We start from the raw sequence: 23369 nt of genomic DNA on the forward strand, positions 1-23369 counted from the left end.
CGGAGATGCCGAGCGTGCCGGAGACGGCTTGGTTCAAGAGCAGCTACAGCAGTGGCGAAGGCGGCGAATGCGTAGAGGTCGCCTGGCGCAAGAGCAGCCACAGCACCGGCAGTGGCGGTGAATGCGTGGAGTTCGCCGCCGCAGCCGCCCACGTACACATCCGCGATTCGAAGCAGCTCAGCGGCCCCATGCTGTCCGTTGGACCAGGAGCATGGGCCGGATTCATCGGCCTCGTCGCCAGCTGAGGCACACAACGCCAAGAGGGTCCTGCCGCGCGCCGCACAGGCGCAACGGCGGGACCCTCCCGTGTGTGCTGCGGGACTACTCGTCCACGCCCTCCTCACGGCGGATCATCCGCCACGCCGCCCGGCGCGCGCTGCGGTCGAGGCTGGACTTGAACCCCTTGTCGGGCCCGAAGTACTGCCGTCCCATGCCGGCGATCGTGTCGATGTGGTCGGCCATCTTGTCGGCGAAGACTTTGCCGAAGTAGTCCACGTCGTCGTTGGCGACGGCTGCCAGTCAGACCTTCTTGGCGGCCTTGGCCTCGTTGAAGGGCTGGATGACGTTCTGCTCCGTGAAGTCGGTGCCGAACTTGGCGTTGAACTTCTCGATCAGCTCCGGCAGCAGCGACTTCTCGGCCTCTGCGGCGCCACCCGTAGCCTCTCCGAACCCCTTGAGTTCCGCCGGGCCTTCGGAGGTGCGCGACTTGTCGTGCTCGCCGGTCTTCTCCCCCCGCAGGTGGCTGAGGTCGATCTCGCCTATGTCGACGCCCCCGTCGGCGCGGCGCGGAAGGCGGTTGAGGAGGTAACGGCCGTAGAGGTGCTGCCGTTCCAGCTCGGCGTCGCGGTAGGGCACGATCTGCGCGAGGAAGCCGTACTTGCGCATGTAGTCGTTCAGATCGGCGCGGAAGTCCTCGGCGGTCTCCACGTCGTCGTCCTCCTCGCTCTCAAGGAGTGGCGTGAATCGGGCGACAGCGGTGGACAGCAGCCGGTACAACTCGGCTTGCAGCTTCTCCCACTTGGCCTGCGAACCGGCCGCCTTCTCCTTCGCGGCGAAGTACGCGGCGGCGAACTCGTCCATCTCCGGCTCGGAGATGATCGGCGCCGACATGACACGGCTCTGCGTGGTGTAGAGCAGGTTCGGGTCGGAGGGGAGCGTCATCGCCTCCTCGAAGTACGGGCGGAAGGCGTCCTGTCTGTCCTGGGCGTCGTTGGCGAAGTCCAGGACCGCGAGGTCGGCCTGGGACCTGCGGTCCGCGGTGCGGTTGAGACGGGAGAGCGTCTGCACGGCGGAGACGCCGGTCAGCTTTTTGTTGATGTACATGGTCGTCAGGAGCGGCTGGTCGAAGCCGGTCTGGTACTTCTCCGCGACCACCACCCAGCACACGGCCCCCTGCCGTCGCAACGGCAGAGGGCCGCGAGGCTCACCCCGAAGACCCGGGGCACACGGTCAGCGCCGGGAGCGGGCGGAACCACGGGAAGGGGCGCTACAGCTCCCCGTCGAAGTAGAACCGCCAGCTGTTGCAGCCTTGATCGGATCCGTTCGCCCCGTCACGCGTGCACGCCTCCACGGTGAAGTAGCCCGCCCCGTCCATCCAGCCGAGGCTCGTCCTCGGGGGCGAGCACGAGCCCGACCCGCCGGCCGCCTGCGCGGACATGACCAGTTCGCCGTTGAAGTACAGGTACCCCACCGCGCGGCGCCCGTCCGGCTTTCCTCCGTCGCAGACGTCCAGGAAGACCGCGTCGACCGACACGAAGGCATGGGCGGAGGCCCAACCGTGCTTGGGTGAGTCGTACGACACCACGCTTTCACTGACGGACCCGGCCGACGCCGTACCGGTGCCCAGTGCAAGGAGGCTTGCCGCCGCCGCTGCCGTGCCCAGTCCGGTGATCACGGAACGTTTGCTCATCATCTGCTTTCCCCGTTGCCTCGATGGGTTGATCGTCCTGGCCATGAGCATTCCGACAACGCCGGGGCGAGACAACGGTTCTCGCCCGTCCCGGACAGCCACCCCGGTGTCCCGGACAGGCAGCACCGTGCGAGGTGTGCGGCGAGGCACCCGCTACAGCAGCCCGAGCGCCGTATCCGGACGACAAAGCCGGCAAGCCGAAGCACTGTCCTCAGCGAGCAGACTCACGGCCTGACACGCGAGACGGCCTTTACCCGGGTACCGGACGGACGACACAGAACCCCTGATGCACGCCGATCGCGCACCGACCCTCGCCAACGCCCTGCTCACCCCCCCCAGTCCGGAGGCGGGAGCAGAGGCCGGCGCCCAGCGAGCAGCCGTCACGGAAGGCCGGTACGGCCCCACCAGGCCGGCCGCATCGGCACTCCGTCCGCATAGCGTTCCACCGGCGGCGTCGAGGGCGGGGGCGGCACCGCGTCCGCCGGATCCGGTTCAGCCTCCGGTGGGGCCGTCTCCGCCGACGGCGGGGCCGGTGCGGCGCTGTCGTCCAGCAGCTCCGCCACCGTGAACCGCGTGCTGAAGGACTGCCAGGCGCCGTCGATCACCAGAAGGAAGCCGTCGCCTTCCCGGAAGAGCCGACGGCGCTTCGGGCTTCTGGGGTGCTCCGGCGTATGTCTCCGGGCACGCCGCTCCAGCTCCACCAGAGCCTCTTCGCGCGTACCCTCCACGTGCGTCAGCACGTACGCCTCCGTGTGCTTGCGTTCCCCGACACCCACGGTCGTCTCGATGACCAGTCCCCAGATCGACATGCTCCCGCCCCTCCCGTTCGAATCATGGAAAGCCTAGTAGCGCATTTTCAGGTGGTGTCGCAGGGCTGCCACGGGGTGGGTTGTCGGCAAACGGGGCAGTGTGGCGAGGAGGTGTTCAAGGAGGTCCAGGGCCTGGTAGAGGGTCGGTCCCTGGCAGGGGCTTTTGGACAGGTCCGCTGTTCGGCCCGGCCGCTGAACCCCGCTGAACCGCGGCCGAACAACCCCGGCCGCCCCACGCGAACAGCCCCCGACCGCTCCAAGCGGAAGGGGGCTGCTGCTTGCCGTACTCCCAGCGACCCGGCCGAAGCCGCCCGCGACGTCGCAGAGGTGGCCGTTGGCTGGGCGGATGTCTCATTTTTTGGGGGGCGCCGCAGGAAACACCTCAGGAAACATCTCAGGAAACACTGATCACGATCGTGCTCCGAGCGTTGTCAACTGTCGCCTGATTGTTGCCAGTATGGGATCCGCAGGGGCCATCGGGGTCAGGGCATCCATGATTCCGCCGACCTCCTGCAAAGCCAGCTCATTCTTGAGGATTCGTATGAGGCGACTGATGCACTCTGCGGCCGTTTGCTGCGATTCGGGAGAGGTGGCACTGCGTGCGGCGATCTGGACCAGCATGGCCACCATTTGGCGTTGACGGCTTTCGTCTGCGTAGTAGAGGCGATTGGCTTCGTCGACTGCCTGTCCGGCGAAAACTTCCCACGTGACGGTCGGCTGGCCGGCCGGTTCCTGTTGTGCCGACGGGGCAGCTGGTCCATTGCGTGCCGCCAGGGCGCCGGCAAATGCCTCCTGGGACCAGTTCTCCAGCAGCCCAACATCCCCTCGCAAGTCCTGAAAGTTCGTGAGCGAGGGGCCGAATGAGCGCATTTCCAGGGGAACCACCGGGACGCCCTGGACATTGTCCGGACCCGGCAGCTCCGTCATGCCGCCGAAGGCGTAGTTCTGAGATCCGGATTCAATGGGTTGTTCACCCTGAAGAGCGGACGTGGCGTAAGTTTCCAAGATCTTCGCGTCCTTGGCGTCTATGTGCTCGCCTCTCTTCATCGGGTTGACTTCTCCATAGTGTCTCCAGAAAACCTGATTGATTTCTCCGGAGTTCGCCTGCAGGTATTCTTGAGCGCTTCCGGACAGAGTGTGCCGTACCGATTCGAGACCGACGCGGGACAGTGCGGCGGTCTTGTTCTTTATCTGGTTGGCGGAGAGTTCGGGGCTGTCCTTGCGTCCCTTGTCGGCCAAGGCGGCCACCTGGGTGTAGAACAAGGCGCCGAACCCGCGCAACTCCTCGCGATCCAAGTGCATCGTCTGATCATCCGCGAACATGCTGGTCGCGTACGTTTCGGCCAGAGCCGAACCGAATTCGACTGACTTGGCGAGGTGCCTCTCCGAATGGTTCTTCGTGGCGCGGATCTTGTTCCCCGAGTTGGTTTTACCGTCGGGTTCGTTGAGTGCTTTGGTGAAGAACCCTGCCATGCCATGCAGGGGGACTCCCACGGTCTGGTGGACGAACAGCCCGCCACCGTCTCGCCCGCCGCGCTCCATGTGAGGGTTCTCTGGTGCCACTCTGGCCGTCTTGAACCCCTCTTTGGCGACGTAGCCCTCGTCCGCAAAGAGAGCCTTCATCTGCTTCTCGGAATTCGGGGAGTTCGCGGTCGGGCCGTAGAGCCTCCTGTGAGCATCCTCAAGATGACCGAGAGTGTCACTGAGGGGAGGGAACTCCTCGCCAGGCAGTACTGAGGCGGGCCCCGATACGATTTCCGCATTCGTGTAGAGCCCCGATTTGTCCGGGAGCCAGCGTGCGTCCGAGACAACCTTGATGCCGCGCTGCTGATTCTCCGCCATGGTGAATCCGGTGCTGTTGCCACTCATGACGTTCTCACCGTTGTGCCGGACGACGGGACGGTCGACCTCGATCTCCAGTCCGATCGCTCGTTGGACGGTGGGTTCCCTGCTCTCGGCCGCTCGGTCTGCCTGGTTCTGTCCGTCGTCCAGGCGTCCACCCTGTGGGCTGGGGGCGCTCATCAGTCGTGTGGCGTTTGCTTCGGCCTCGCGTTCAAACCGGTCGGAGGGGTCGGAGACCTTCAGACCCGCACCGTTGTCGGTCCCGGTGACGGTGCCTTGGCGCTGCTGAATGACATGGGTCAGTTCGTGGGCCAGGGTGTGCTTGGTGCCGCCGCCGTCGCCGAGGACGATGTGGTTCCCGGAGGTGTAGGCGCGGGCGCCGATCTCGGCCGCGGACGCCTTCGCCGTGCTGTCGTTGTGAATGCGGACGTCGGAGAAGTCCGCGTCGAGTCGGGTTTCCATGTCGGTGCGGGTCGCCTTGTCCAACGGCCGGCCTCTGGTGCGCAGGACCTCGTGTACCGCGGAGCGCTGCGCTGCGGGTCGTTCCGTCGCTCGGACTTCCTGGTGGCCGCAGTCGGGGCTGTGTTGGTGCTGGTCGGATTGCGCCGCGATATGGCCGGCCTGACGGAGCATCTGGACGACGGTGGCGTTCCCGACGCCGGCCTGAAGAGCGAGGAGGCCGAGAGGGACCGCATGTGGCGTGGCCGCAGGCTTGAAGGAGGTGATGCGCCCGTTGTCGGCTCTGGTGGTTCGGTGGATCTCGTGATCGTGCAAGGGACCCTCATTCCGGCGTGGGCGTCCAACCCTTACTGGATACGCGGTGGGCGTGCACTGGTCCAGGTATCCAGGGGCAGTCCGGTGTGACCGGACGGGGCAACGCCTGGGCTCTCCCGGACAGGTGCGCGGGCCGTCGGCTGCGCGCGCGGGGAGGCGGTCGCGGTCGCCGTCAGCTCCGGGCGGCGTACACGATGAGGTTGTCGACGGGGTGGCCCTGTGCGTCGAAGGCGCCGTCGCAGGTGATGAGACGCAGGACGCGCTTGTCGGTGGCGCCGTAGACCCTCTTGGTCGGGAAGGCCTTCTTGCTGACGGTCTCCGTGCCGGTGACCCTGAAGTGCATCTCCGCTCCCCGGTCGTTGCGGATCGCGATGTCCGCACCCTTGCCGATCTTCTTCAGATCGTGGAAGACGGCCTTCCCGAAGCGGGTGTCGTTGTGCCCGATGAGGACCGCGGCGCCCCGCTCGCCGGGGACGGCGCCACCGGTGTACCAGCCGACCGTCATGCCCTTCTCGGCGGGCGGGACCTGGACGGTGCCGTCCTCGTTCAGACCGAGCCGCATCAGCGAGCTGTTCACCCCGATCGCAGGGATGCTGACATGGGTGGGGCTAGCCGCGGACTTCGGATTCCCGGACTTGTCGGGCTTCTGCGTCCCCTCGGGCCCCGTGTCCTTCGGAGAGTCGAGAGAGCCCGGGACGCCGGATGAACCGCCGGCGGCATCTGATGCGGCGGACGAGGCATCCACGGCGCCGGAGGAGCAGCCGGTGAGAGCGAGACAGGCGAGCACCGGAAGTGTCACATGCCAAAGCGACTTGGTTGTACGGGACATGGGGGCTCCAGAACGGGACGGAGATGGGCAGTGGCGCCGCCCGGGACGGGGCGGCGCCACGAGGGAAGGTCAACCGCTGTGCGCGGTCAGCCGTCGTGCGCGGTCAGATTGCCGTGCATGGCAGTTGCCGTGACATGGCAGACGCGTCGGCAGTTCAGCGGCCCTGCTGTGCGGCGGAGCGGCGGCGCAGCACGACCGTTCCCGCTCCCGCGACCAGAAGGGCGGCTGCGGCCGACCCGGCAAGGGCGGTGGTGCTGTCGCCCGAGGTCTCGGCCGGCCGCTCGCCCGCGGCGACGCCACCGCGCGGAGCGGCGGCAGCGGAACGCTTGCCCGCGGCCGAACCCTCGACCACGGCCGGTGCGGGACTGTCGCCTGCGGCAACACCGCCACGGGGCACAACCGTCGGCTCCGAGCCCCGCGTGGGCGCGGTGGTGGAACCGGCCTGGGCGGCTGCGGCGGACCGCTCGACGGACGGCTTCGGTGTGGGTGTGCTGTCGGCGAAGGCCGCGGTCGACGGGACGAGTACCGCGCCGGCCGCGACAGCGGCAAGGACGGCGGTACGCAGGGACAGACGGTGGGGCATGGGCATGGCTCCATTCCAGATCGGCCTCGGTGGTGCCCGGAAGCCGGTTCGCACCGGGCGCAAGGCATGCCGACAGGCTGGCGTGAAGTTATGAAGAAGCTGTCAGATCGCTGTGGTCATCGCATCAGGCCTGGCCCGCACCGTTTCCACGGCCGCCCACGGCACTCTCGGTTCCGCCCGCGCCGCTCCCGCGCTCGCAGCCGCCTGCCGCGCTCCCCGACACGCCCGTCGAGGCCTCTGGGGACTCGCCCGACCCACCGGCCTCTCCCCACTCACCCGACCCCGTCTGCGCAGGATCCGCCGGCAGCCGGAGCGTGAACACCGAACCCTGCCCCTCGACGCTCACCGCACTCACCGAGCCGCCGTGCGCCTCGACGAGTTTCCGTACGATCGCCAGGCCCAGCCCGCTGCCGCCGGTGCGGCGGCTGCGGGACTTCTCCGCGCGCCAGAAGCGGTCGAAGACATGGGGCAGATCCTCGGCCGAGATGCCGCTGCCCGTATCGGCGACGTCCACCAGGACCTGGTCTGCGCACTCGGACCCGTACGCATGCAATGTGACATTTCCACCCGCCGGGGTGTGACGCACCGCGTTGGAGACCAGGTTGCCGATGGCCTGACGCAGCCGGACCGGATCGGCCGTCAGGTCGGGACCGGGAGTGCCGGCCGTCGCCGTGAGGACGGCCAACGTGACTCCAGCCGTTTCCGCCCACCCCTGGTGGGCCGCGGCGACTTGGCCCAGAACGTCCTCGATGCGTATCGGCTCGGGGTGCAACCGCAGCGCACCCGCGTCGGCCGCGGCCAGATCCTGGAGATCGTCGATGATGTGCTGCAGTTGAACGGCCTCCGTGTGGAGCGAGGAGATGAACGCCGGGTCGGGCTCCGCCAGACCGTCCTGCGCTGCCTCCAGCCAGCCGCGGATGTTGCTCAGCGGGGTGCGCAGTTCGTGGGCGACGTCGCTGACCATGTCCTTGCGCTGACCTTCCAGGCGGGCGCGATGGGCCGACATGTCGTTGAAGGCCGCGGCGAGCCGCCCGATCTCGTTGTCGTCGGTGACCAGCACCGGCGCGGAGTCCTCCCCGTCCCGCATCCGCTGTGCCGCACCGGTGAGGGCGTGCAGCGGTCGTACGAGCCGGGCCCCGGCCAGCATGGTGGCTCCGACGGTGAGCGCCAGGACGAGCGCCGCGGCACCCGCGATCTTCGCGGTGTTCGCCGGGGAGAGGTCGAAGCCGGGCACGGTCGTGCCGCCCTCGTCACCGATGAACAGCAGCGCGGGCGAGGCGACATAGGAACTGAGCTGCTCACGGCGGGCCGTGCCCACGCAGGAGGCGGTGGCCCGGTCGTCGTCGCCGGTGCGGACGCTCGGCACGGGGGCGGGCGGCTGGGCGGAGGCGCCGGGGCTGGGCATCGGCCCGGAACCGTCGTCCCAGGAGAGGTCCAGATTGAGCTGTACGCCCGTGCGGCCCTGACGTTTCAGGCAGGCGTCGGCGAGCTGATTGAGCGCCCCCAGCGCCTTTCGCTCGGTCGTTGTCGGTTCGTCCAGGTCGTCGGATGCGCACCTGGTGCCCTGGGCACGGTCGGGATCGTTGCCCACGACCTCGATGCGCGGACGCCCACTCGGGCCCCGGACCACATCCGCCGCAACCCCGGACCGATTCAGGCATGCCACACTCCGGTCGGCAGCACGCTGCAACGCCGTACGCTCGGCCGCGGGCAGCCGGAACGGACCGACTGCGCGCGGGTCGACACGGTCGGCCGTGACGCCGTCCCGGCCCACCGTCTGGGACAGCGCGGTGTCCACGGACAGCGGATCCACGATCGCCGATGCCTCGGGCGGCAGCGCGGGCGGGGACTGCCGGGTGGCGGAATCGGCGAGTGGCCGGCGCTGCTCGGTGGTGAGGGCGATCCGCCGACCGGACTGCCGCGCCAGGTCGCGCACGGTGCTGTCGACGCCGTCCCAGGTCGGGTGGGTCGCCGCGTATCCGAGCAGGGTGTTGTAGATCCGGGCGTCCGCGGTGAGGTTCTGACCCTGTTCCTGCTTGATGGCGCCGGAGGTGGTCTGTACGGCAAGCCAGGCCGTGGCGGCTACGGAACACGCCGCCACCAGCGCCGATACCGCCAGAAGACGGCCGAACAGACTCTTGCGCAGCGGCAGCCGCGCCCGCTGCTCACGTCGAAGGGGCGCACCACGCACCCGGCTACGAAGACGCACGCGAAGCATTCTTCGCCGGGTCCGTCAGCTTGTAGCCGACACCGAAGACGGTGAGCAGCCGGGTCGGCCTACGCGGCGCCGGCTCGATCTTCTTGCGCAGGTTCATGATGTGCACGTCGACGGTGCGAAAGCTGATGTACCGGTCGAAACCGTGCAGCTCCTCCAGGAGCCGCTGCCGGGTGAAGACCCGCTCGGGCCCGGCCGCCATGGCGGCGAGAATCCGGAACTCACCGGGCGTGCACTCCACGAACCGGCCCTCGACCGACACCTCGTGCCGGACCGGATCGACCACGAGCGCACCCACCGTCAGTACCTCATCCGCGGCGGGATCGGTACCTGGCGCAACCCGCCGGGTGCGACGAAGCAGCGTCCGCACGCGCGCCATCAACTCACGCGGGCTGTACGGCTTCGTCACATAGTCGTCCGCACCGAGATCCAGACCCAGCAGCAGATCGTCCTCCGTGCTGCGGGCCGTCAGCATCAGCACCGGCAGCTCCCGGTGCTCGGCGCGCAGCACACGTACCACGTCCAGACCGTCGGCCCGCGGCATCATCACATCGAGCACCAGCAGATCGGGCTCCCGGTGCCGGACCTCGGCGAGGGCCGCCAGGCCGTCCCCGACGACCGTGACCGCGTGGCCCTCGTGCTCCAGATAGCGGCGTACGAGTTCGGCCTGCTTCTCGTCGTCTTCGGCGACTATGACGTTTGCGCACACGTGGACGATCGTAGATGAGTTCACCCAGGGCCCTCGTGGTGCCGGACCGCGGGGTTGCGCCATGGAGCGGTTCGCCGGCCCATGGCCTGCCCCCGCGGATACCGGGCCGGGGAGGCGAAGGCGCAGGGAAGCCCCTGGAGGGAGGCGGCCTCCGAATCCCCGCCCGCAGCGGCCTTTACACTTTCTCCATGTGAGCGGCCGCGCCGATGCGGGCGCCCGTTGATGTCGGCAGGGCGACAAATCACCCCGACCGCTTGACCCACATGCCACCGGAACCACCGTCCCCCTGCGCGGGACCCGCACATTGGCGATACGACCATGCCGCACCCCACCGAGCCCCCGCTGACCGCCGGCACCCCCGCATCCGTCGGCGACCGCGCTGCCCTGCGTGCCGAGTGCCGGCAACTGCGCGAGTCGCTGCGGGCGCAGTTGACGCTGCTGAAGGCGCGCAAACCGTTCGAACTCGCCGAGCACAAGCGCGTGAACAGGGACGAGACCGACCGGGCCAGGGCTCAACGCATCCACGACCGGGCGGTGGCCCGGTCCGCAGCCGGTATGCGGCGTACGCAGGCTCGAGCCGAGCGGCAGCTCGCCGGACTGGACGGCGACCGCGAACGCGCCGAGAAACAGGCGCTCGCCACCCTGCGCCGGGATCACATCGATGCCGCGATGCGCAGGTCGTACCTGAACGCCAAGGAACTCAACGGCCTCGCCACCGTGCTCATCAACGACCTCGCCGCACGTGGCATACGCACGGCTGCCGACTTCAGACGGATCAGCCTCGGGCCGGCCCCGGGCGGCCGAGGCACCAGCGTCCACTGGATCCACACAACGAGCGGCGGCAAGGTTCACGTCAACGGCATCGGCGAACACCGTGCGAAGGAGCTCATCGCCTGGCGCGACTTCTGTCTGCGCCGGGCGGAGGCGGGCGCCCCCACCCGGATGCCGCCCGACGAACGCCACAGGCTCGCCGAGACGATCGAGCGACGGCGCACCGAACTCCGAGCTCAGCACAGGGACGCACTCAAGAGCGACGAGGCGGCACGGGAGTCCGCGCGAACCGCCCTGGACCACTCCCTCGATCAGATCGGGCGGGCGGCCCTCGCGGCGGATTCGTCCGCCGCCCGGCGTCGTGCCGAGTTCGATGCGATGGCGGAGTCCGTGCGATCCCTGGAGGAGCGGATAAGTGATCTGGAGGGCGAAGCAGGCGGATTTGGACTGAGACTGAGGGGACTTGTTCCCGCCCCGAGACGATCAACGAGCTACGCGGTGGGCGAGGGCGGCCGGCGCGTGGCGGCCCCGGAACCTGCGGCGGCACGGACTGCAACAGGTGCCGGCCTCCCCGAACCGACGACGCCCCCGGCCGCAGGAACGCCCGCCGCGCCTCCCGGCTGGTTCTGGCTGTTCCCCGTCCTGCTCTTCGCAGGTTCGCTGTCGGTCGGCGGCGGAGGCGTCAGCAAGGCCGCAGCACCGCCATGGATCTGGTACGCGGTGCAAGCGGGCCACGTCTCGATGATCGGTTACCTCCTCACGGCCTTTGTGCGCCGTCGGCGACTGGCACGCCGCACGGGGGCAGGCATGCCGATGCCCGCCGGAACCAAGAGGCTCGTGGCCGGCTGGCTGCTCGCGGTGGCAGGTGTCGGCTCGGCGTACGACCAGCATTCCGGCAGCGACGGTTCCATCGCCTCCCGGGTGGCCGGTGCCTGCGCCGTCATTCTGCTCTGCTCCGCCCTTTTCGCCGGCGCGGACGAGCGGGCCGGGCAGTCGTAGGACTGCGCGCCACCGAGCAGGCCCGCGCAGATCGCGCGCTTCGGCGCGGGGGAGGCCGACGGTTTTGATTCTGGTGCTCCGGCTCTTGTCGCAGGCCCCGCCACCTGGTCTTCTGTACCGCGGGCACCGTGGGAGATCCGTGACGAGGTTCGCGGCCGGGCTGCGCGCATCCGGCGTACAAAGACGCGGTCGAGGTGGGAAGAAGCGTGGAATCAGTGACCGGACACGATGTACGAGGCACGCTGCCCGAAGGGCTCGGCGAGGCGATACGCGCCACCGCCGAGGAGATCGCCGCGGCGCTGCGCGGGGTTGCCGACACGGGCGTCGCGGTGCCCGGCTCGGAGTGGACCCTCGGTCAGGCGGCAGCGCATCTGGCGCAGGCCAACGAGCTGATGGCCGACATCGCGGCCGGACAGGAACGCAGCTACGGCGACGGAACGCCGCAGAGTCTGGCCGCGGCGAATGAGCGCGCGCTCGCCGGATTCGGGGAGCGGGACGCCGATCCGCTGGCCGAGATGATCGTGACGCACGCGGACGCGTACCTCACGGCGGTGGACCGGTGCACGACGGACGAGAACGTGGTCACCCCGTTGGGCCCGATGAGCAAGGCGGTGCTGGGTTCGTACCTGCTGACACACATGCTCGGCCATGGTTACGACCTCGCCCGTGCACTGGGCCGCCCGCACATGCTCGACCGCATGCGCGTCGAGTTGTCGCTGCCCTTCCTCATCACGGCGATGCCCCGGGTGACCGATGCCGCCGCGATCGCCCGGCTGACCGCCCGCTACACGATCCGACTGTGGGGCGGCGCCCGCTTCGGTGTCACCTTCACCGACGGCGTCGTATCCGTCACCGCGCAGCCGCCCACCCGCCCGGACTGCATCATCCTCATCGAGCCGGTCACCTTCCTCCTGATGGCGCTCGGCCGGTGCAACCCCTGGGGAGCCATGGCCCGCGGCCGTGTCCTCGCCTGGGGCCGCAAACCCTGGCTCGCTCCCCGCTTCCCGGAGCTGTTCAAGGCGCCCTGAGGGGCGGGCGGACTTCCGGCGTCGGGCCAGGGACGATCATCATTGCCATGTCCAAGGGATATCGACCGGTCTGACGCTAACGTTGATCCGCACGGTGGCAGCGGCGGTGCCGGGGAGGGTGTACTGCGCGGAACACCGGGAACGAGGAGTGCGCGACATGCTCGATCCCACTTCGGTGGCGGCGATTTCGGCGGTGCTGGGCGCAGTTGGTTCGGGGATGGCCAACGAAGCCGGCAAGTGGGCCTGGGAGTCGACCGGCGGCGTCGTACGCAGAATCGTCGGCCGGGAGGTCCCCGCGCCCGTCGCCCCGGAGGAACGGGACGACGTGGCCCGCATGGTCCACGAGCACATCCGTACGAACCCGCAACTCGCGGCCTCCTGGAGCTCGTTCGCGTCAAGAGTGCACGGAGGACCGATTCCGGCCCGAGCCGCGCAGTCACACCTCCCCGCCTCCATAAGGTTCTTCACGGACCGCAAGGAAGCGATGAAGCGACTCCGGCGAGAGGCAACCCGCCGCGCGGACGGAAGGCCCCGGCTCGCCCTGGTGCACGGCCCGGACGGCATGGGATCCAGCACGCTCGCCGTGCACTTCGGATCCCAGCCGACCCGGCTCTTCCCGGACGGCCAGATCTATGCCGACCTCGGCGGCGGGGGCGCCGGGAGCGCACGCGACGTCGGAACCGTACTGCGCACACTGCTTCGCCAACTGGGCGTGCGGGACGAAGAGATGCCGACCGCAACCGACCGGCTCGGTGAGTTCTTCCGCCATTGCGCGGCGGACCGCAAACTCCTGGTCGTGCTCGATCACGCGCACTCCGCAGCGCAGGTCAGGCCGTTCCTCACATCGGCGCCCGGGGTGTTCACGATCGTCGTCGCCCGGACCCCGTTCCCCGGCCTCGACGCCGTACGGGTTCCCGTCGGTCCGCTCACGGACAGGGACGCCGTGCGTCTGCTCACCGATGTCACCGACAAATCCACCGTCGCCGCAGCCCGCGCAACGCTGCCTGCGCTGCTCGCACGGTGCGGCGGATCGCCGTACGCCCTGCGCGCCGCAGCGGACCGGCTCTCCGCCCCCACGCTTCCACCGCGTCAGGCCGCACCGGACAGCGACCCGGTACAAGGGGCGGCGGAGGACAACTATCGGCTTCTGACGCCGGAATCCGCCAAGCTGTACCGGCTGATGGCACTGCGCAGCTGGCCCGCCTTCGACGCCACGACGGCCGGACTGGCCACCGGCCAGGACCCGGCGGTCACGGCACAACTCCTGGCGGACCTCGCCGACAGGATGCTCCTGGAACGCAGCCGGAGCGGAACGGACAACGGCCGCTACCACTACCGCCCCGGGGTCCGCGCACACGCCGAGGCGACAGCGATCCGCGAGGACGGAATCGCGGCCTGCTCCGCAGCTCTCACCCGCACGCTGCTCGCTTATGCGGACCTGGCGACATCGGCGGCTCACCAGGCACTCCCGGAGAGCTGGCGCGTCCCGGCACCCGCCGAGGACCGGATCGGGCAGAGGTACGCGGACCGGGGCGCCGCCCTCGGCGCACTGCTCGCGGAGCTGGGCAATCTGGTCGAGGCCGTGCGCTGCGCCGAGGAGTCCGGCGACCCGGACACCGCCGTGCGCCTGAGCCGCTCCCTGTGGCCGCTGCAGCTCAAGGCGGGCCACCACGAGATGCTGCTGCCGGCGCTGCGCATCGGAGCGCGTCTGGCCGACGCCCATCTCCCGGGAAGCCTCGACGCCGGAGCGCTCCACGCTCAACTGGCGCACTCGCTCACCGAGTTGGGGCGTTGGGAGGAGGCGGAGACGGAGACACTGGCGGCTGCGCGGGCCGAGGAGTCGGCCGCCCACAAGCGAGGCCACGCCTCGGCTGTGGAGTTCCTGGGACTGCTCAGGCTGCGTCAGTGGCGCTACCAGGAGGCGTACGAGTGCTTCGACGAAGCGGGCGGCATCTTGAACACGATGGGCGCACACGACGAGGGAACCGCCGACCTGCCGCGTGCCCAGGCCCTGTTGGAACGCCATCGCGGCCGAGCCCTGCGCGGGCTCGGCCAAGGCGGGGAGGCCCGCGAGAGGCTGGAGACCGCACTGCGCCACTTCCGGGCGAGCGGCGATACGTACAACACGGCCCGGACACTCACCGATCTGGCCGAGACGTGGCTGGACGAAGAGGACACCGATGCGGCACTGCCGCTGATCGACGAGGCGATCTCGACGCTCGACGGCCAGCGTGCGGAGTACCACCTGTCGCATCTGCGACGGATGAGAGAACGCTGTGTCACCCCGTAGCCCCTCTTCCCGCCTCTGACATCCCCGTCATTCCGGGGGTGTCAGAGGAACGACCCGCACGCGGTGAAGCCGAGTACCTGTCCGCACGATGAGCCCGTCGGCCATCGCTTGAGGGAGGCGCTTGTCGGCTGCGGCCGCGTCGGGGCCTCCGGTGGCCAGCCAGGCGTACAGGGCAGAGGCGTACGCGGCGGGGTCCGGACCGGACACGCCTTCCGCATCGGCATCGGGCGCCGCCACCACCCGGAGCGGTTCTTCGCCACGCACCCGGACCACACACGCGGACGGCCCGGTCACATAGGCCGCAAGGGAACAGCCCTGATGGCGCCGGAGCACTTCGGCGGTCCAGACCGACGGGGAGCCGAAGCGCGGGTCGTCAGGTGCCCCGTCCCGGAAGATGACATCCGCCAGATCCAACTGGTCCACGTCACGGGTGTCCTCATGCACGGCGACATGCAGTTCCCCGTCGTGATCCGGACCCACCACCGGCCGCGAGCCCGCCCGGCGACTGACCGCAACCTCTCCCGGCCCGAGGACCTGCGACAGTACGTGAAAGGGGACGGTGGCCGTTCTGGCCTCGTAATCGGGCAGCGGGAGAGGCTTCAGCGAAGCCGGCCAACCGGGCTCCGGCGCACCCATCATCGAGTAGAAGAGCCTTCGCAACCGGACCGCTGATTCACCCGGAACGGAGGTGGTGAACCCGGCGGGCCCCGACAACGGCCGGTGACGGCCGATGAGTCTCTCGATCTGCGCCGACAGCGATACGTCGGGATCGAGCCGCGGCGCCTCCCGCATGAACGCGGAGATCGGCGCATCGGGATCGAGGACGTCGAGCGGCGCGGCACCCAGGAGCACAGGAATGCCGAGGGCGGCAGCGTAGTAGGTGACGGAACCGTGGTCCCCGATCACGGCATCGGCGGCCAGCAGAGCCTGCCGCCAACCCTTCAGCGGATCGATCAGCGCAAGCCCGCCGCGCCGCGCACGATCGAGCCAGGCGCGGATCTGACCGGGTCCGTGGCCGTGCCAGATGTTCGGGTGCAGTACGGCGGCGAACCGGTACTCGTCCACGGGGAACTCGGCAGAGACCCGGTCCAGGAGCGCAGCCACGACGTCACCGCCGCCCCCGCCATCACCGAAGAGCGACTCGGAGTTCCAGGTCGAATTCAGCAGGACCAGCTGCTGCCCAGGTCGCACACCCAATGCACGGCGGAAGCGTTCGCGATAGGGACGGGCGGCGAGTATCCGGTCGAAGCAGGGGTCCCCGGCGAGCACGGCTGTCGGCGCCGCCTCGGGGCAGGCGATACGCAACCGTTCGTACTGCTCGGGATGGGAGAGGACGAGTGCGTCCGCGACAGGAGCACCCCGCGACAGGAGCCACTCCGGCGCAAGTCCGAAAACGGGCGCAGGCACCGCCGCCCCCGCCCCCGCCCCCGACCCGGTGTCCGGTGTCCGGTGTCCGGTGTCCGGTGTCGCCAGCCTCTTAGTGTATCCAACACCGTGCGACAGGATTGCCAACCTCCCGGAAAAAACGTCCAGTTGGCCACCAAAACTGGCGGAGACGACCAGGTCCACATCTGTCTCGGCCGCCTGCTCCCACGGCAGGACCGGCACCCCGGTGTCGGACAGCAGCTCGGCAGTACCGGCCGCGAACGCCGACGAGCCCGTACAGGTCACCAGCAGCTGAATGCGCCAGTCGTCGTCGAACAGGGGCAGCACATCGAGCAGCCGGGTCGCGGCGGTCACGTTGTGCACGACGACGAGGACCCGCAGACACTTCCCCCGGGTCGCCCACCGCGCCGCATCGTCCCCCACCGGCACCCGCACCCACCCGGCCCGCTCGTTCGCCATCCGCACGTCCCTCATCCGCCCCGGCCCACCCGTGGGACCCACGCCGCCCACGCGACCGGCCACGATAGTCAACCAGCGCGACCACCGCGCCGACCAAGGGGGCGGAGCAGAGCTGACAGCGGGCGACGGAGCGACGCGCATCCGACGGACGCCCCGGGCGCCACCCCTCACGCAGCCATCGTCACCGCGGCCTTGCTCAGCGAGTCATCGCGCGACAGGGTCGGCCTCCGGTCGCCGAAGACGACGACCCGCAGCAGCGCGAACCGTCCGATCCCCGCCAGAGCGGACGCCGACAAATAGACCGTCTGCTCGACCAGGGCCGAGGGCTCGGGCCGCACGGCGTACAGACAGAGCAGCGCCCCCGTCGTGAACGCATAGCTCACGGCGACCGTCACCCCGGACTGAAGATGGACCCCCCACCCCTTCCGATCGCTCCGGAAGGAGACCCGCCCGTGCAACTCGGTCGCGATCACCGTGGAAACGACGGTGACCAGCGCGTTGGCGACAGCCATCGGTATCCGGTCGCTGAGCAGTACGAGCGCCCCGCTCGACGCCAGCCCGACACCGCCACCACACACGACGAACCGCACAAAGGCCGCGACGAGCGGGCGAAGGGTGCGCGTCTGCCTGCGCGATGGGGCGGTCACTGGAGAGCCTCCGTGGGCTGGTGTGTGGAGCGGTGATTCGATTCCACCGCAGAACCTACGGAGCCGGCGTCGTCCGAGCGACCGGTTTTGTCCCCGACTTCCCTAGGGGAATTCCCTGCGGGGTCCCTGGCAACTGGCTTCCTGGCGACTCCCGTACGGCACCGAGAGTCCCATGCCGCCGCCCTCGTCACGGCGGAGCCGGCGACCGAGTACGCGGTTCTGCGGGAGCCTGTGGCATCGGACCAGGTCACAGGAGTGCGGCGACCCCGTACTGGTGTCCGAGACCCGAACTGCAGTCGTTAATATCCCAGCATGTCCGAAACTGCCGCGCAGCGCCTCCTGCGAAACGACTCACGCACCGTGCAGGTGGTGGCCCATGAGGCCGTTGGGCTCCCGACCCGTGGAGCGGAGGCTCTGCTCCGTGCTCTCCGGGCCGAGGAGTCGGTGCTGGCCCTGTATCACCAGGGAGCAGGGCACGCCGCGCTCACTGAGGACGCCCTCATCCTTCTGGGCGGGGATGCTCCGGTGCGCGTTTCGAGGCCTTTGGCGATACTGCGCCCCGCGTACAGCTCCCCGCGGCGCGTGGACGTGTCTGTAAACGGGCGGCGAATAAGTCTGTGGGGCTCGCGGATCGACGCGTCCGGCGATCTGCTCCTGCGCACCGGGAAACTCGTGCCCGAGCCGCCGGCCGGGGACTCACGCATTGCAGCGGCCGTAGCCGGCGAGACCATCTCCCTTTCCGAGAACTGCAAGAAGGTGCTCCTGGAGGAGCTGGAACCCGACGAAGTCGTCCGGGCCATCTACCACGACGGTTGGGGTTATGCCGCGCTGACCGGGAAAGGCCTCATCCTTCTCCGGAATTTCCTGTCGCCCAAGGCGACCCGTGTGCCCGAGCCGCTCAGGATCCTCCGCGGTACGTACGGCATGTTCGGCTCCGTCGAGATCCTTGTCGCCGGGAAACCGCACAAGCTGCACGGCTCGAAACTCGACCCGAAGGGGGAGCTCCTCGGATCGGCGGGGGAGTTCCTGCCTCCCGAATCTCCCCTGCGCCCCGGTCGCGGGATGCGGTTCTTCACCTGGGTACGCCGACATCCCGTCCTGATGTCCGTGGGCGTGGTCGTCATGTTCTTCAGCGGCCTGGGGTCGGACCCCAGCGGGGAGGAGGCCGTGGGGCAGGTTCGTGCGGACCGCACCCTGGCCGTCCCCGATTTCAACGGGTCCTCTCTCTCGGTAGCCATGGCGGAGGCGGGTACCCATTCGTGGCTGGGGGTGTCGGCAGCTGATGCCTCCTCCGCCCATCGACCGGTGACGAGCACCGAGCCGGGCTGGCGGGTCTGTTTCCAGACGCCCACCCGCGGTGAGACGGTCCGCCCGTCCGCCAGGACGCTGACGCTGTACGCGGTCCCGGAGCGGGAGGAGTGCCCGACGTGGCTGCTCGGCGCCCGCCGGATCGTCATGCCGGACCTCATCGGCGAACGGTTCGACGACGCCTCGGGTACCCTCGGCGACCTCGGTCTCGACGGCGCGGTGTACTTCCACGCGCACACAGGCAAGTACCTGAACGAAGCGTCGCGTGACCTGGCCGACTGGAAGGTGTGTCGGCAACAGCCGGAACCCGGCACCGAGGTCTCGACTTGGAGGCAGGCCAAACTGTGGCTGATCGGTCCCGGCGACCCCTGCACCGCACCCAGCCCGACGCCGACGCCGAAACCCAAGCCCAAGCCTGAGCCGAAGCCCAAGCCTGAGCCGAAGCCGCGCCCCCAGCCCTCGTACGGCACTGCTTCGGGCGGTGGCACCACCGGCGGCGGCACCGGCGGGGCGAGTACCGGTGGGAGCTCGTCCAGCGGCGGAGGCACCACCGGTGGTGGCGCCACCACCGGCGGCACTTCCGGCAGTTCGGGCGGCAGCACCGGCAGCCAGGGCGGCGCCCGGTTCGGGCAGTACTGCTCTCCCGTGGGTGCCACCGCGACGACTGTCGACGGACGGCCCGCGAAGTGCTTCATGGGCAAGGACGGCAGGGCCCGCTGGGGCTACAACTCCGGGTGAAAGGACGCACGTCGGCCGACGGCCGGACCCGCGGGCAGCAGGTGCGCTGCTCGCCGAGATGGGGGAGTCGGCCCGATCGGTGGTGCGAGACCTGCCGTTCGCGTGTACCGGCCATAACTCTGGTGACGCCCAGGTAGATTGAGGCCGGAGCTTGATCACTTTCGCGTCCGGAGGTCTTCATGAGTGAGCAGCAGCAGCCGTCCACCTGGGGGCCCGCCACGCCGGTGTCGGACCGGATCGACACCACCAGGCCGCACTCCGCCCGCTTCTGGAACTACTTTGTCGGCGGCAAGGACAACTACGAGGTCGACCGCGAGATCGGCGACCAGATCAAGACGTTCTTCCCGGGCCTTGTCGACGTGGCGGTAGCGGGGCGACAGTTCCTGCGCCGCTCGGTGAGTCACCTGGTGGAGGACCGGGGTGTCCGGCAGTTCCTGGACATCGGGACCGGCCTGCCCACTGCCGACAACACCCACCAGGTGGCCCAGGGCATCGCCCCCGAGTCGCGCATCGTGTACGTGGACAACGACCCGCTCGTGCTGGCGCACGCCCGTGCGCTGCTCACCAGCTCACCCGAGGGGGTCACGAACTACATCGATGCCGACTTCTACGAGGCGGACGTCATCCTTGCCGAGGCCGCGAAGACCCTCGACTTCGACCGGCCCGTGGCCCTGATGCTGCTCGGCATACTCGGTCACGCGGGCGACTTCTCGAGGGCCCGTGAGGTGGTGGGACGGCTGATGGCGGGCCTGCCGTCCGGCAGCCACCTCGTGGTGTACGACGGCACGCGTACCAGCGAGGGCATGATCGCCGCGGAGAAGGCATACATCGAGAGTGGCGCAGTGCCGTATTACGTCCGCGAGCCGAGCGAGATCGTTACGCTCTTCGACGGGCTGCGGATCCTCGACCCCGGCTTCGTCCGGCTCAGTGAGTGGCGGCCCGACGCCGACAGTGCGAGCGTGCCCGCCGATGTCGATGCCTTCGGTGGAATCGGCGTCAAGGAGTGACGTGCGGTCGCTGTCGCCGTCCCGCACGTGATGCATCGTGACGCGGACCGATCCAAGGTGCGGTCGCCCGCGAGTTGCAGGACGGGGACAGGCGTCAGGGGCCGTCCGTGAACGGCCCCTGACACGGTTCTGCCGGCCGGCAGGACTCGCTACTTCTGCAGCTCCACCGTGAAGCCGCGACCCGTGGAGACGGACGGCGTCTTGATCTCCGTGATCCCGGTCGCGGGGTCGGTGAACCAGCCGGACTCGGCTGCGGCGAGCTCCGTCGCCGAGTTCAGCCGGTGCAGGCGGCTGTGGTCCATGACGACCTGCGACGGGGCGTTATTGCCGTGCACGGTGACATGGTACGAGCGGGCTGACGGCTTGCCCTCGTAACTGCCCACGCTCGCACCGATCCTGATGGTGGTCCGGCCGGCCTTGCCGTGGGTGGGTGCCTGGACCTGTACGTGCTGGGTGGCCGAGGCGCCTTCCGTGAACTTCCTCGTCACGCCGTCGTCCTCGTAGAGCGTGTATTCCGTGGTGCCCTGCGGGTAGATGTCGTAGTCGAGTTGGGTCTTGTCCCGTGATTCCCAGGAGAGCGTGCCCTTGGGCCACATCGGCACGATCGATCCGCTCTTGACGAACAGCGGCAGGGTGTCGAGCGGTGCCTTGTAACCGTTGACCGTGGTCGGGCCCTGGTAGGTCTTGCCCGTCCAGTAGTCGGTCCAGGTGCCCTTCGGCAGGTAGATGCCGTCACGGACGTCCGTGTCGCTGTACACCGGCGCGACCAGAAAGTCCGGTCCGGCCAGGAACTCGTACTTCGCGTTCGGTCCCAGTGCCGCCGGGTCGTCGGGGTACTCCAGCGAGAGCGGCCGGACCGGCCCGACGCCGGTCTTCGTGGCTTCCTTCGACAGGGTGTACATGTACGGCAGCAGCCGCTCCTTCAGCTGCAGGTACTTGCGGTTGATGGAGGTGTACGGCTCGCCGTCCAGCCACGGCTGCTGGTCGTGCGGCTTCTTGGTGGTGATGTCGCTCGCCCAGCCGTCCATGGTCATGATGGCCGGGAGGAATGCCTTCCACTGCAGGTCACGGGTGTACATCTCGGGGTCGTGCCGGTAGATGCTGCCGACGTCACCCGTGTTGTACGCGATGCCGGACATGGTCGCACCGGCGTATGTCGGTATCTGCCAGCGGATGTAGTCCCAGGACAGGCTCTGGTCACCGCTCCACAGCACACCGCAGCGCTGTGCGCCGGCCCAGGAGACGGGCAGCCAGACGAAGCCGCGGGCGTCGCTGTTGTCCTCGATGCCGGCCTTGGCCTGGTCGCAGGCGTCCAGGGCGAAGCCGTAGCCGCCGCCGACCCAGGCGACATCCAGCTTGCGGACGCGGACGCCGGCCTTGGCCTCCTCGGCCTGGTCGGGCAGACCGTTCTGCGTCCAGAGGCCGAGCTGGGCATGGTTCTTGTCGAGGCCCACACCCGTCTGGGAGAGGTTCTCGTAACCGCAGCCGTAGCCGTCGTTGACGAGCATCCAGCCGAGCGGCATCCCGTTCTGTACGTAGCTGTCGGAGACCTTCAGCGCGTCCAGGGTGTGGCGCTCGCCCCGGTTGGCGTTGTGGAGGTAGCAGTCGGCGGAGCCGGGCTCGAGCCCGTACACCGGTGGCATGAACGGCTTGCCCACCAGGGAGGTGTACTTGCCGATGACCGACTTGGTGTCACCAGTGAAATAGTAGGCGTCCAGCCGCCGTTCCTGCTGGCCGGTCCGTACCGGTGAGTTGAAGTCGTAGATGCCGGGGGTCATCGTGTTGCGGAAGACGCCGTAGCCGGCGGTGGAGATGTAGAACGGCTGGGAGTTGTTGTAACCGCCCTCGTTCCAGTTGGTGTTGTTGCCGACATTCATCACCTGATCGCGGTGCGAGAAGCTGCCGTTCTGCTCACCACCGCCGAAGAACTGTTCATCGGTGCCGCGCTTCAGGCTCTGTCGCATGCCGCCGCCGGTCCAGCGCAGCGGGTCGGCCTCCTGCCAGATGACCGTGCGGTTGTCGGCCTTGTAGAGGCCGAAGCGCAGCGGCTTCTTGTAGACGCGCATCACCACGTCCTTGGAGCGGATGCCGTAGTAGGTCCCCGCGTCGAAGGATTTGGTGTGCCGTTGGGCCGTGGGCTGCTGCCGGATCATGTGGCTGTCCTTCGGGTCGGCGAGGACGCCGTCCGGGGATGCCTGCAGCCGCAGTGTGTCGTCGGTGAAGAACTCGGCGCGGGCCTTGAGCGCACCGGCCTCCATCTCGTACGTACCGTGCGAGCCGCTGAAACCGGTGAGGTCTCCGGCGTCGGTGGCCTCGGGGAGGTATGCCTTTCCGCTGAAGGAATTGTTGTGCACGTCGTAGGGGACCACGACCACGTGGTACGTGCCGGATGCCTTCGGGATGACCGTGGACTCGGGGTCGGCTGTGCCCGCGCTGGACGCCACCTGCTTATTGGCCGAGTCATAGATGTACATGTCGAAGTCGTCGGTGGGCGTCTCCCACTGGATGGAGACGGGGACGCCGCCCTCGGGATTGTCGTCCCACTGGCCCGCGGGTGGGTTCACGGTCAGATCGAAGCGGGCGCAGACGGCGTTGTCCGGGTCGTCGGCGGCCGTACCGCACTTGGAAGGTGAGTCGACGGTGCCCTTGGCGTAGACCGGGCTCTGCCATGTCACATTCTTCGTGGCGCTGTCGAGGGTGCCCGACGGGGTTGCCGCGGCCTGTGCCTGCGTGGCCGGGACGGTCAGGGCGGTGAGCGCGAGGACGATCACCGACAGCGAGCCGACCGCCGCCTGGCTGGGACGGTTCTGAAGGATCCGCAAGGAGTGTTCTCCGTTCGTACCGAACAACGAAGTAGGTGATGTCTGCGCAGACATGCTTGGAACATTGGAGATTCGCGCATCAGAATTCACCGTACGGCCGGTGCATGTCAACGTTCCGGGTCAGTGCTTCACATCGGTATGTCATGTCCGGGCTTCGCGCCGATGCCTCGCCCCTGCGGGCTCGTGCCCGCCGGACCGGTCACGAACCGGCCCGCCGACTGCTGTTCGGCGGATCGCCACCGTG

16 protein-coding genes and 1 pseudogene are annotated in these 23369 nt (G+C 68.9%); 6 read left to right on the plus strand and 11 right to left on the minus strand.

Going from position 1 to position 23369, the window contains the following annotated elements; translation table 11 throughout:
• Nucleotides 1-5: 5 nt before the first annotated feature.
• The gene (locus ACFVYE_RS07895) at nt 6-245 is read left to right on the plus strand and encodes a DUF397 domain-containing protein (protein WP_389604731.1); all 240 of its coding nucleotides are present in this window, start codon (nt 6-8) and stop codon (nt 243-245) included.
• A 76-nt stretch (nt 246-321) separates the two neighbouring features.
• Here the strand turns inward: ACFVYE_RS07895 and ACFVYE_RS07900 are convergent.
• From ACFVYE_RS07900 to ACFVYE_RS07935, 8 genes and pseudogenes are all read right to left on the minus strand, one after another.
• Nucleotides 322-1377, minus strand: a pseudogene (locus tag ACFVYE_RS07900) (type I restriction endonuclease subunit R); the annotation flags it as partial.
• A gap of 109 nt (nt 1378-1486) precedes the next feature.
• Nucleotides 1487-1909: a hypothetical protein gene (locus tag ACFVYE_RS07905; protein ID WP_389604593.1), complete on the minus strand. Its 423-nt coding sequence runs from the start codon at nt 1907-1909 to the stop codon at nt 1487-1489.
• Between the two features lie 380 nt (nt 1910-2289).
• Complete coding sequence (locus ACFVYE_RS07910; protein WP_383962019.1) at nt 2290-2718, minus strand: hypothetical protein; 429 nt, start codon at nt 2716-2718, stop codon at nt 2290-2292.
• 408 nt (nt 2719-3126) lie between these two features.
• Entirely contained in the window at nt 3127-5334 is a 2208-nt protein-coding gene (locus tag ACFVYE_RS07915) for a DUF4157 domain-containing protein (protein ID WP_389604595.1), read from the minus strand.
• A 172-nt stretch (nt 5335-5506) separates the two neighbouring features.
• Complete coding sequence (locus tag ACFVYE_RS07920) at nt 5507-6163, minus strand: class F sortase (protein ID WP_383962025.1); 657 nt, start codon at nt 6161-6163, stop codon at nt 5507-5509.
• A gap of 154 nt (nt 6164-6317) precedes the next feature.
• Nucleotides 6318-6746 carry a hypothetical protein gene (locus ACFVYE_RS07925; protein ID WP_383973361.1) on the minus strand — a complete coding sequence of 143 codons (429 nt, stop codon included), beginning with the start codon at nt 6744-6746 and terminating at the stop codon, nt 6318-6320.
• A 124-nt stretch (nt 6747-6870) separates the two neighbouring features.
• Entirely contained in the window at nt 6871-8964 is a 2094-nt protein-coding gene (locus ACFVYE_RS07930) for an ATP-binding protein (RefSeq protein ID WP_383973359.1), read from the minus strand.
• Nucleotides 8942-9670: a response regulator transcription factor gene (locus ACFVYE_RS07935; protein ID WP_383973357.1), complete on the minus strand. Its 729-nt coding sequence runs from the start codon at nt 9668-9670 to the stop codon at nt 8942-8944. The genes ACFVYE_RS07930 and ACFVYE_RS07935 overlap by 23 nt, the downstream gene beginning before the upstream one ends.
• A gap of 318 nt (nt 9671-9988) precedes the next feature.
• On the opposite strand from ACFVYE_RS07935, the gene ACFVYE_RS07940 reads away from it, so the two are divergent.
• The 3 genes from ACFVYE_RS07940 to ACFVYE_RS07950 all read left to right on the plus strand — a co-directional run bounded on the left by ACFVYE_RS07940 (nt 9989) and on the right by ACFVYE_RS07950 (nt 14758).
• Nucleotides 9989-11440, plus strand: coding sequence for a hypothetical protein (locus tag ACFVYE_RS07940; RefSeq protein WP_389604598.1), 1452 nt, complete (start codon nt 9989-9991; stop codon nt 11438-11440).
• Between the two features lie 206 nt (nt 11441-11646).
• A complete protein-coding gene (locus ACFVYE_RS07945) occupies nt 11647-12468 on the plus strand; it encodes a maleylpyruvate isomerase family mycothiol-dependent enzyme (RefSeq protein WP_389604600.1) in 822 nt (273 codons plus the stop codon).
• A 157-nt stretch (nt 12469-12625) separates the two neighbouring features.
• Nucleotides 12626-14758, plus strand: coding sequence for a tetratricopeptide repeat protein (locus tag ACFVYE_RS07950; protein WP_389604602.1), 2133 nt, complete (start codon nt 12626-12628; stop codon nt 14756-14758).
• Between the two features lie 27 nt (nt 14759-14785).
• Here the strand turns inward: ACFVYE_RS07950 and ACFVYE_RS07955 are convergent, their stop codons facing one another.
• Together ACFVYE_RS07955 and ACFVYE_RS07960 are read right to left on the minus strand one after the other, a co-directional pair.
• Nucleotides 14786-16603: a hypothetical protein gene (locus ACFVYE_RS07955; protein WP_389604604.1), complete on the minus strand. Its 1818-nt coding sequence runs from the start codon at nt 16601-16603 to the stop codon at nt 14786-14788.
• Between the two features lie 167 nt (nt 16604-16770).
• On the minus strand, nt 16771-17250 hold the full coding sequence (locus tag ACFVYE_RS07960) for a hypothetical protein (protein WP_383973348.1): 480 nt from the start codon (nt 17248-17250) through the stop codon (nt 16771-16773).
• A 312-nt stretch (nt 17251-17562) separates the two neighbouring features.
• Between ACFVYE_RS07960 and ACFVYE_RS07965 the strand changes: the two genes are divergently transcribed.
• Together ACFVYE_RS07965 and ACFVYE_RS07970 are read left to right on the plus strand one after the other, a co-directional pair.
• Entirely contained in the window at nt 17563-19296 is a 1734-nt protein-coding gene (locus ACFVYE_RS07965) for a hypothetical protein (RefSeq protein WP_383973346.1), read from the plus strand.
• Nucleotides 19297-19475: 179 nt separating this feature from the next.
• On the plus strand, nt 19476-20303 hold the full coding sequence (locus ACFVYE_RS07970) for an SAM-dependent methyltransferase (RefSeq protein ID WP_383973344.1): 828 nt from the start codon (nt 19476-19478) through the stop codon (nt 20301-20303).
• A 149-nt stretch (nt 20304-20452) separates the two neighbouring features.
• Here the strand turns inward: ACFVYE_RS07970 and ACFVYE_RS07975 are convergent, their stop codons facing one another.
• On the minus strand, nt 20453-23125 hold the full coding sequence (locus tag ACFVYE_RS07975) for a TIM-barrel domain-containing protein (RefSeq protein ID WP_389604607.1): 2673 nt from the start codon (nt 23123-23125) through the stop codon (nt 20453-20455).
• Nucleotides 23126-23369 lie beyond the last annotated feature (244 nt).

This window comes from Streptomyces sp. NPDC058239 (assembly GCF_042882185.1).
GTDB lineage: Bacteria > Actinomycetota > Actinomycetes > Streptomycetales > Streptomycetaceae > Streptomyces.

Coding starts and splice junctions, on each gene's coding strand:
- ACFVYE_RS07895 (WP_389604731.1), top strand. CDS start 6: ATGCCGAGCGTGCCGGAGACGGCTTGGTTCAAGAGCAGCTACAGCAGT.
- ACFVYE_RS07905 (WP_389604593.1), bottom strand. CDS start 1,909: ATGAGCAAACGTTCCGTGATCACCGGACTGGGCACGGCAGCGGCGGCG.
- ACFVYE_RS07910 (WP_383962019.1), bottom strand. CDS start 2,718: ATGTCGATCTGGGGACTGGTCATCGAGACGACCGTGGGTGTCGGGGAA.
- ACFVYE_RS07920 (WP_383962025.1), bottom strand. CDS start 6,163: ATGTCCCGTACAACCAAGTCGCTTTGGCATGTGACACTTCCGGTGCTC.
- ACFVYE_RS07925 (WP_383973361.1), bottom strand. CDS start 6,746: ATGCCCCACCGTCTGTCCCTGCGTACCGCCGTCCTTGCCGCTGTCGCG.
- ACFVYE_RS07930 (WP_383973359.1), bottom strand. CDS start 8,964: ATGCTTCGCGTGCGTCTTCGTAGCCGGGTGCGTGGTGCGCCCCTTCGA.
- ACFVYE_RS07940 (WP_389604598.1), top strand. CDS start 9,989: ATGCCGCACCCCACCGAGCCCCCGCTGACCGCCGGCACCCCCGCATCC.
- ACFVYE_RS07950 (WP_389604602.1), top strand. CDS start 12,626: ATGCTCGATCCCACTTCGGTGGCGGCGATTTCGGCGGTGCTGGGCGCA.
- ACFVYE_RS07955 (WP_389604604.1), bottom strand. CDS start 16,603: ATGGCGAACGAGCGGGCCGGGTGGGTGCGGGTGCCGGTGGGGGACGAT.
- ACFVYE_RS07965 (WP_383973346.1), top strand. CDS start 17,563: ATGTCCGAAACTGCCGCGCAGCGCCTCCTGCGAAACGACTCACGCACC.
- ACFVYE_RS07970 (WP_383973344.1), top strand. CDS start 19,476: ATGAGTGAGCAGCAGCAGCCGTCCACCTGGGGGCCCGCCACGCCGGTG.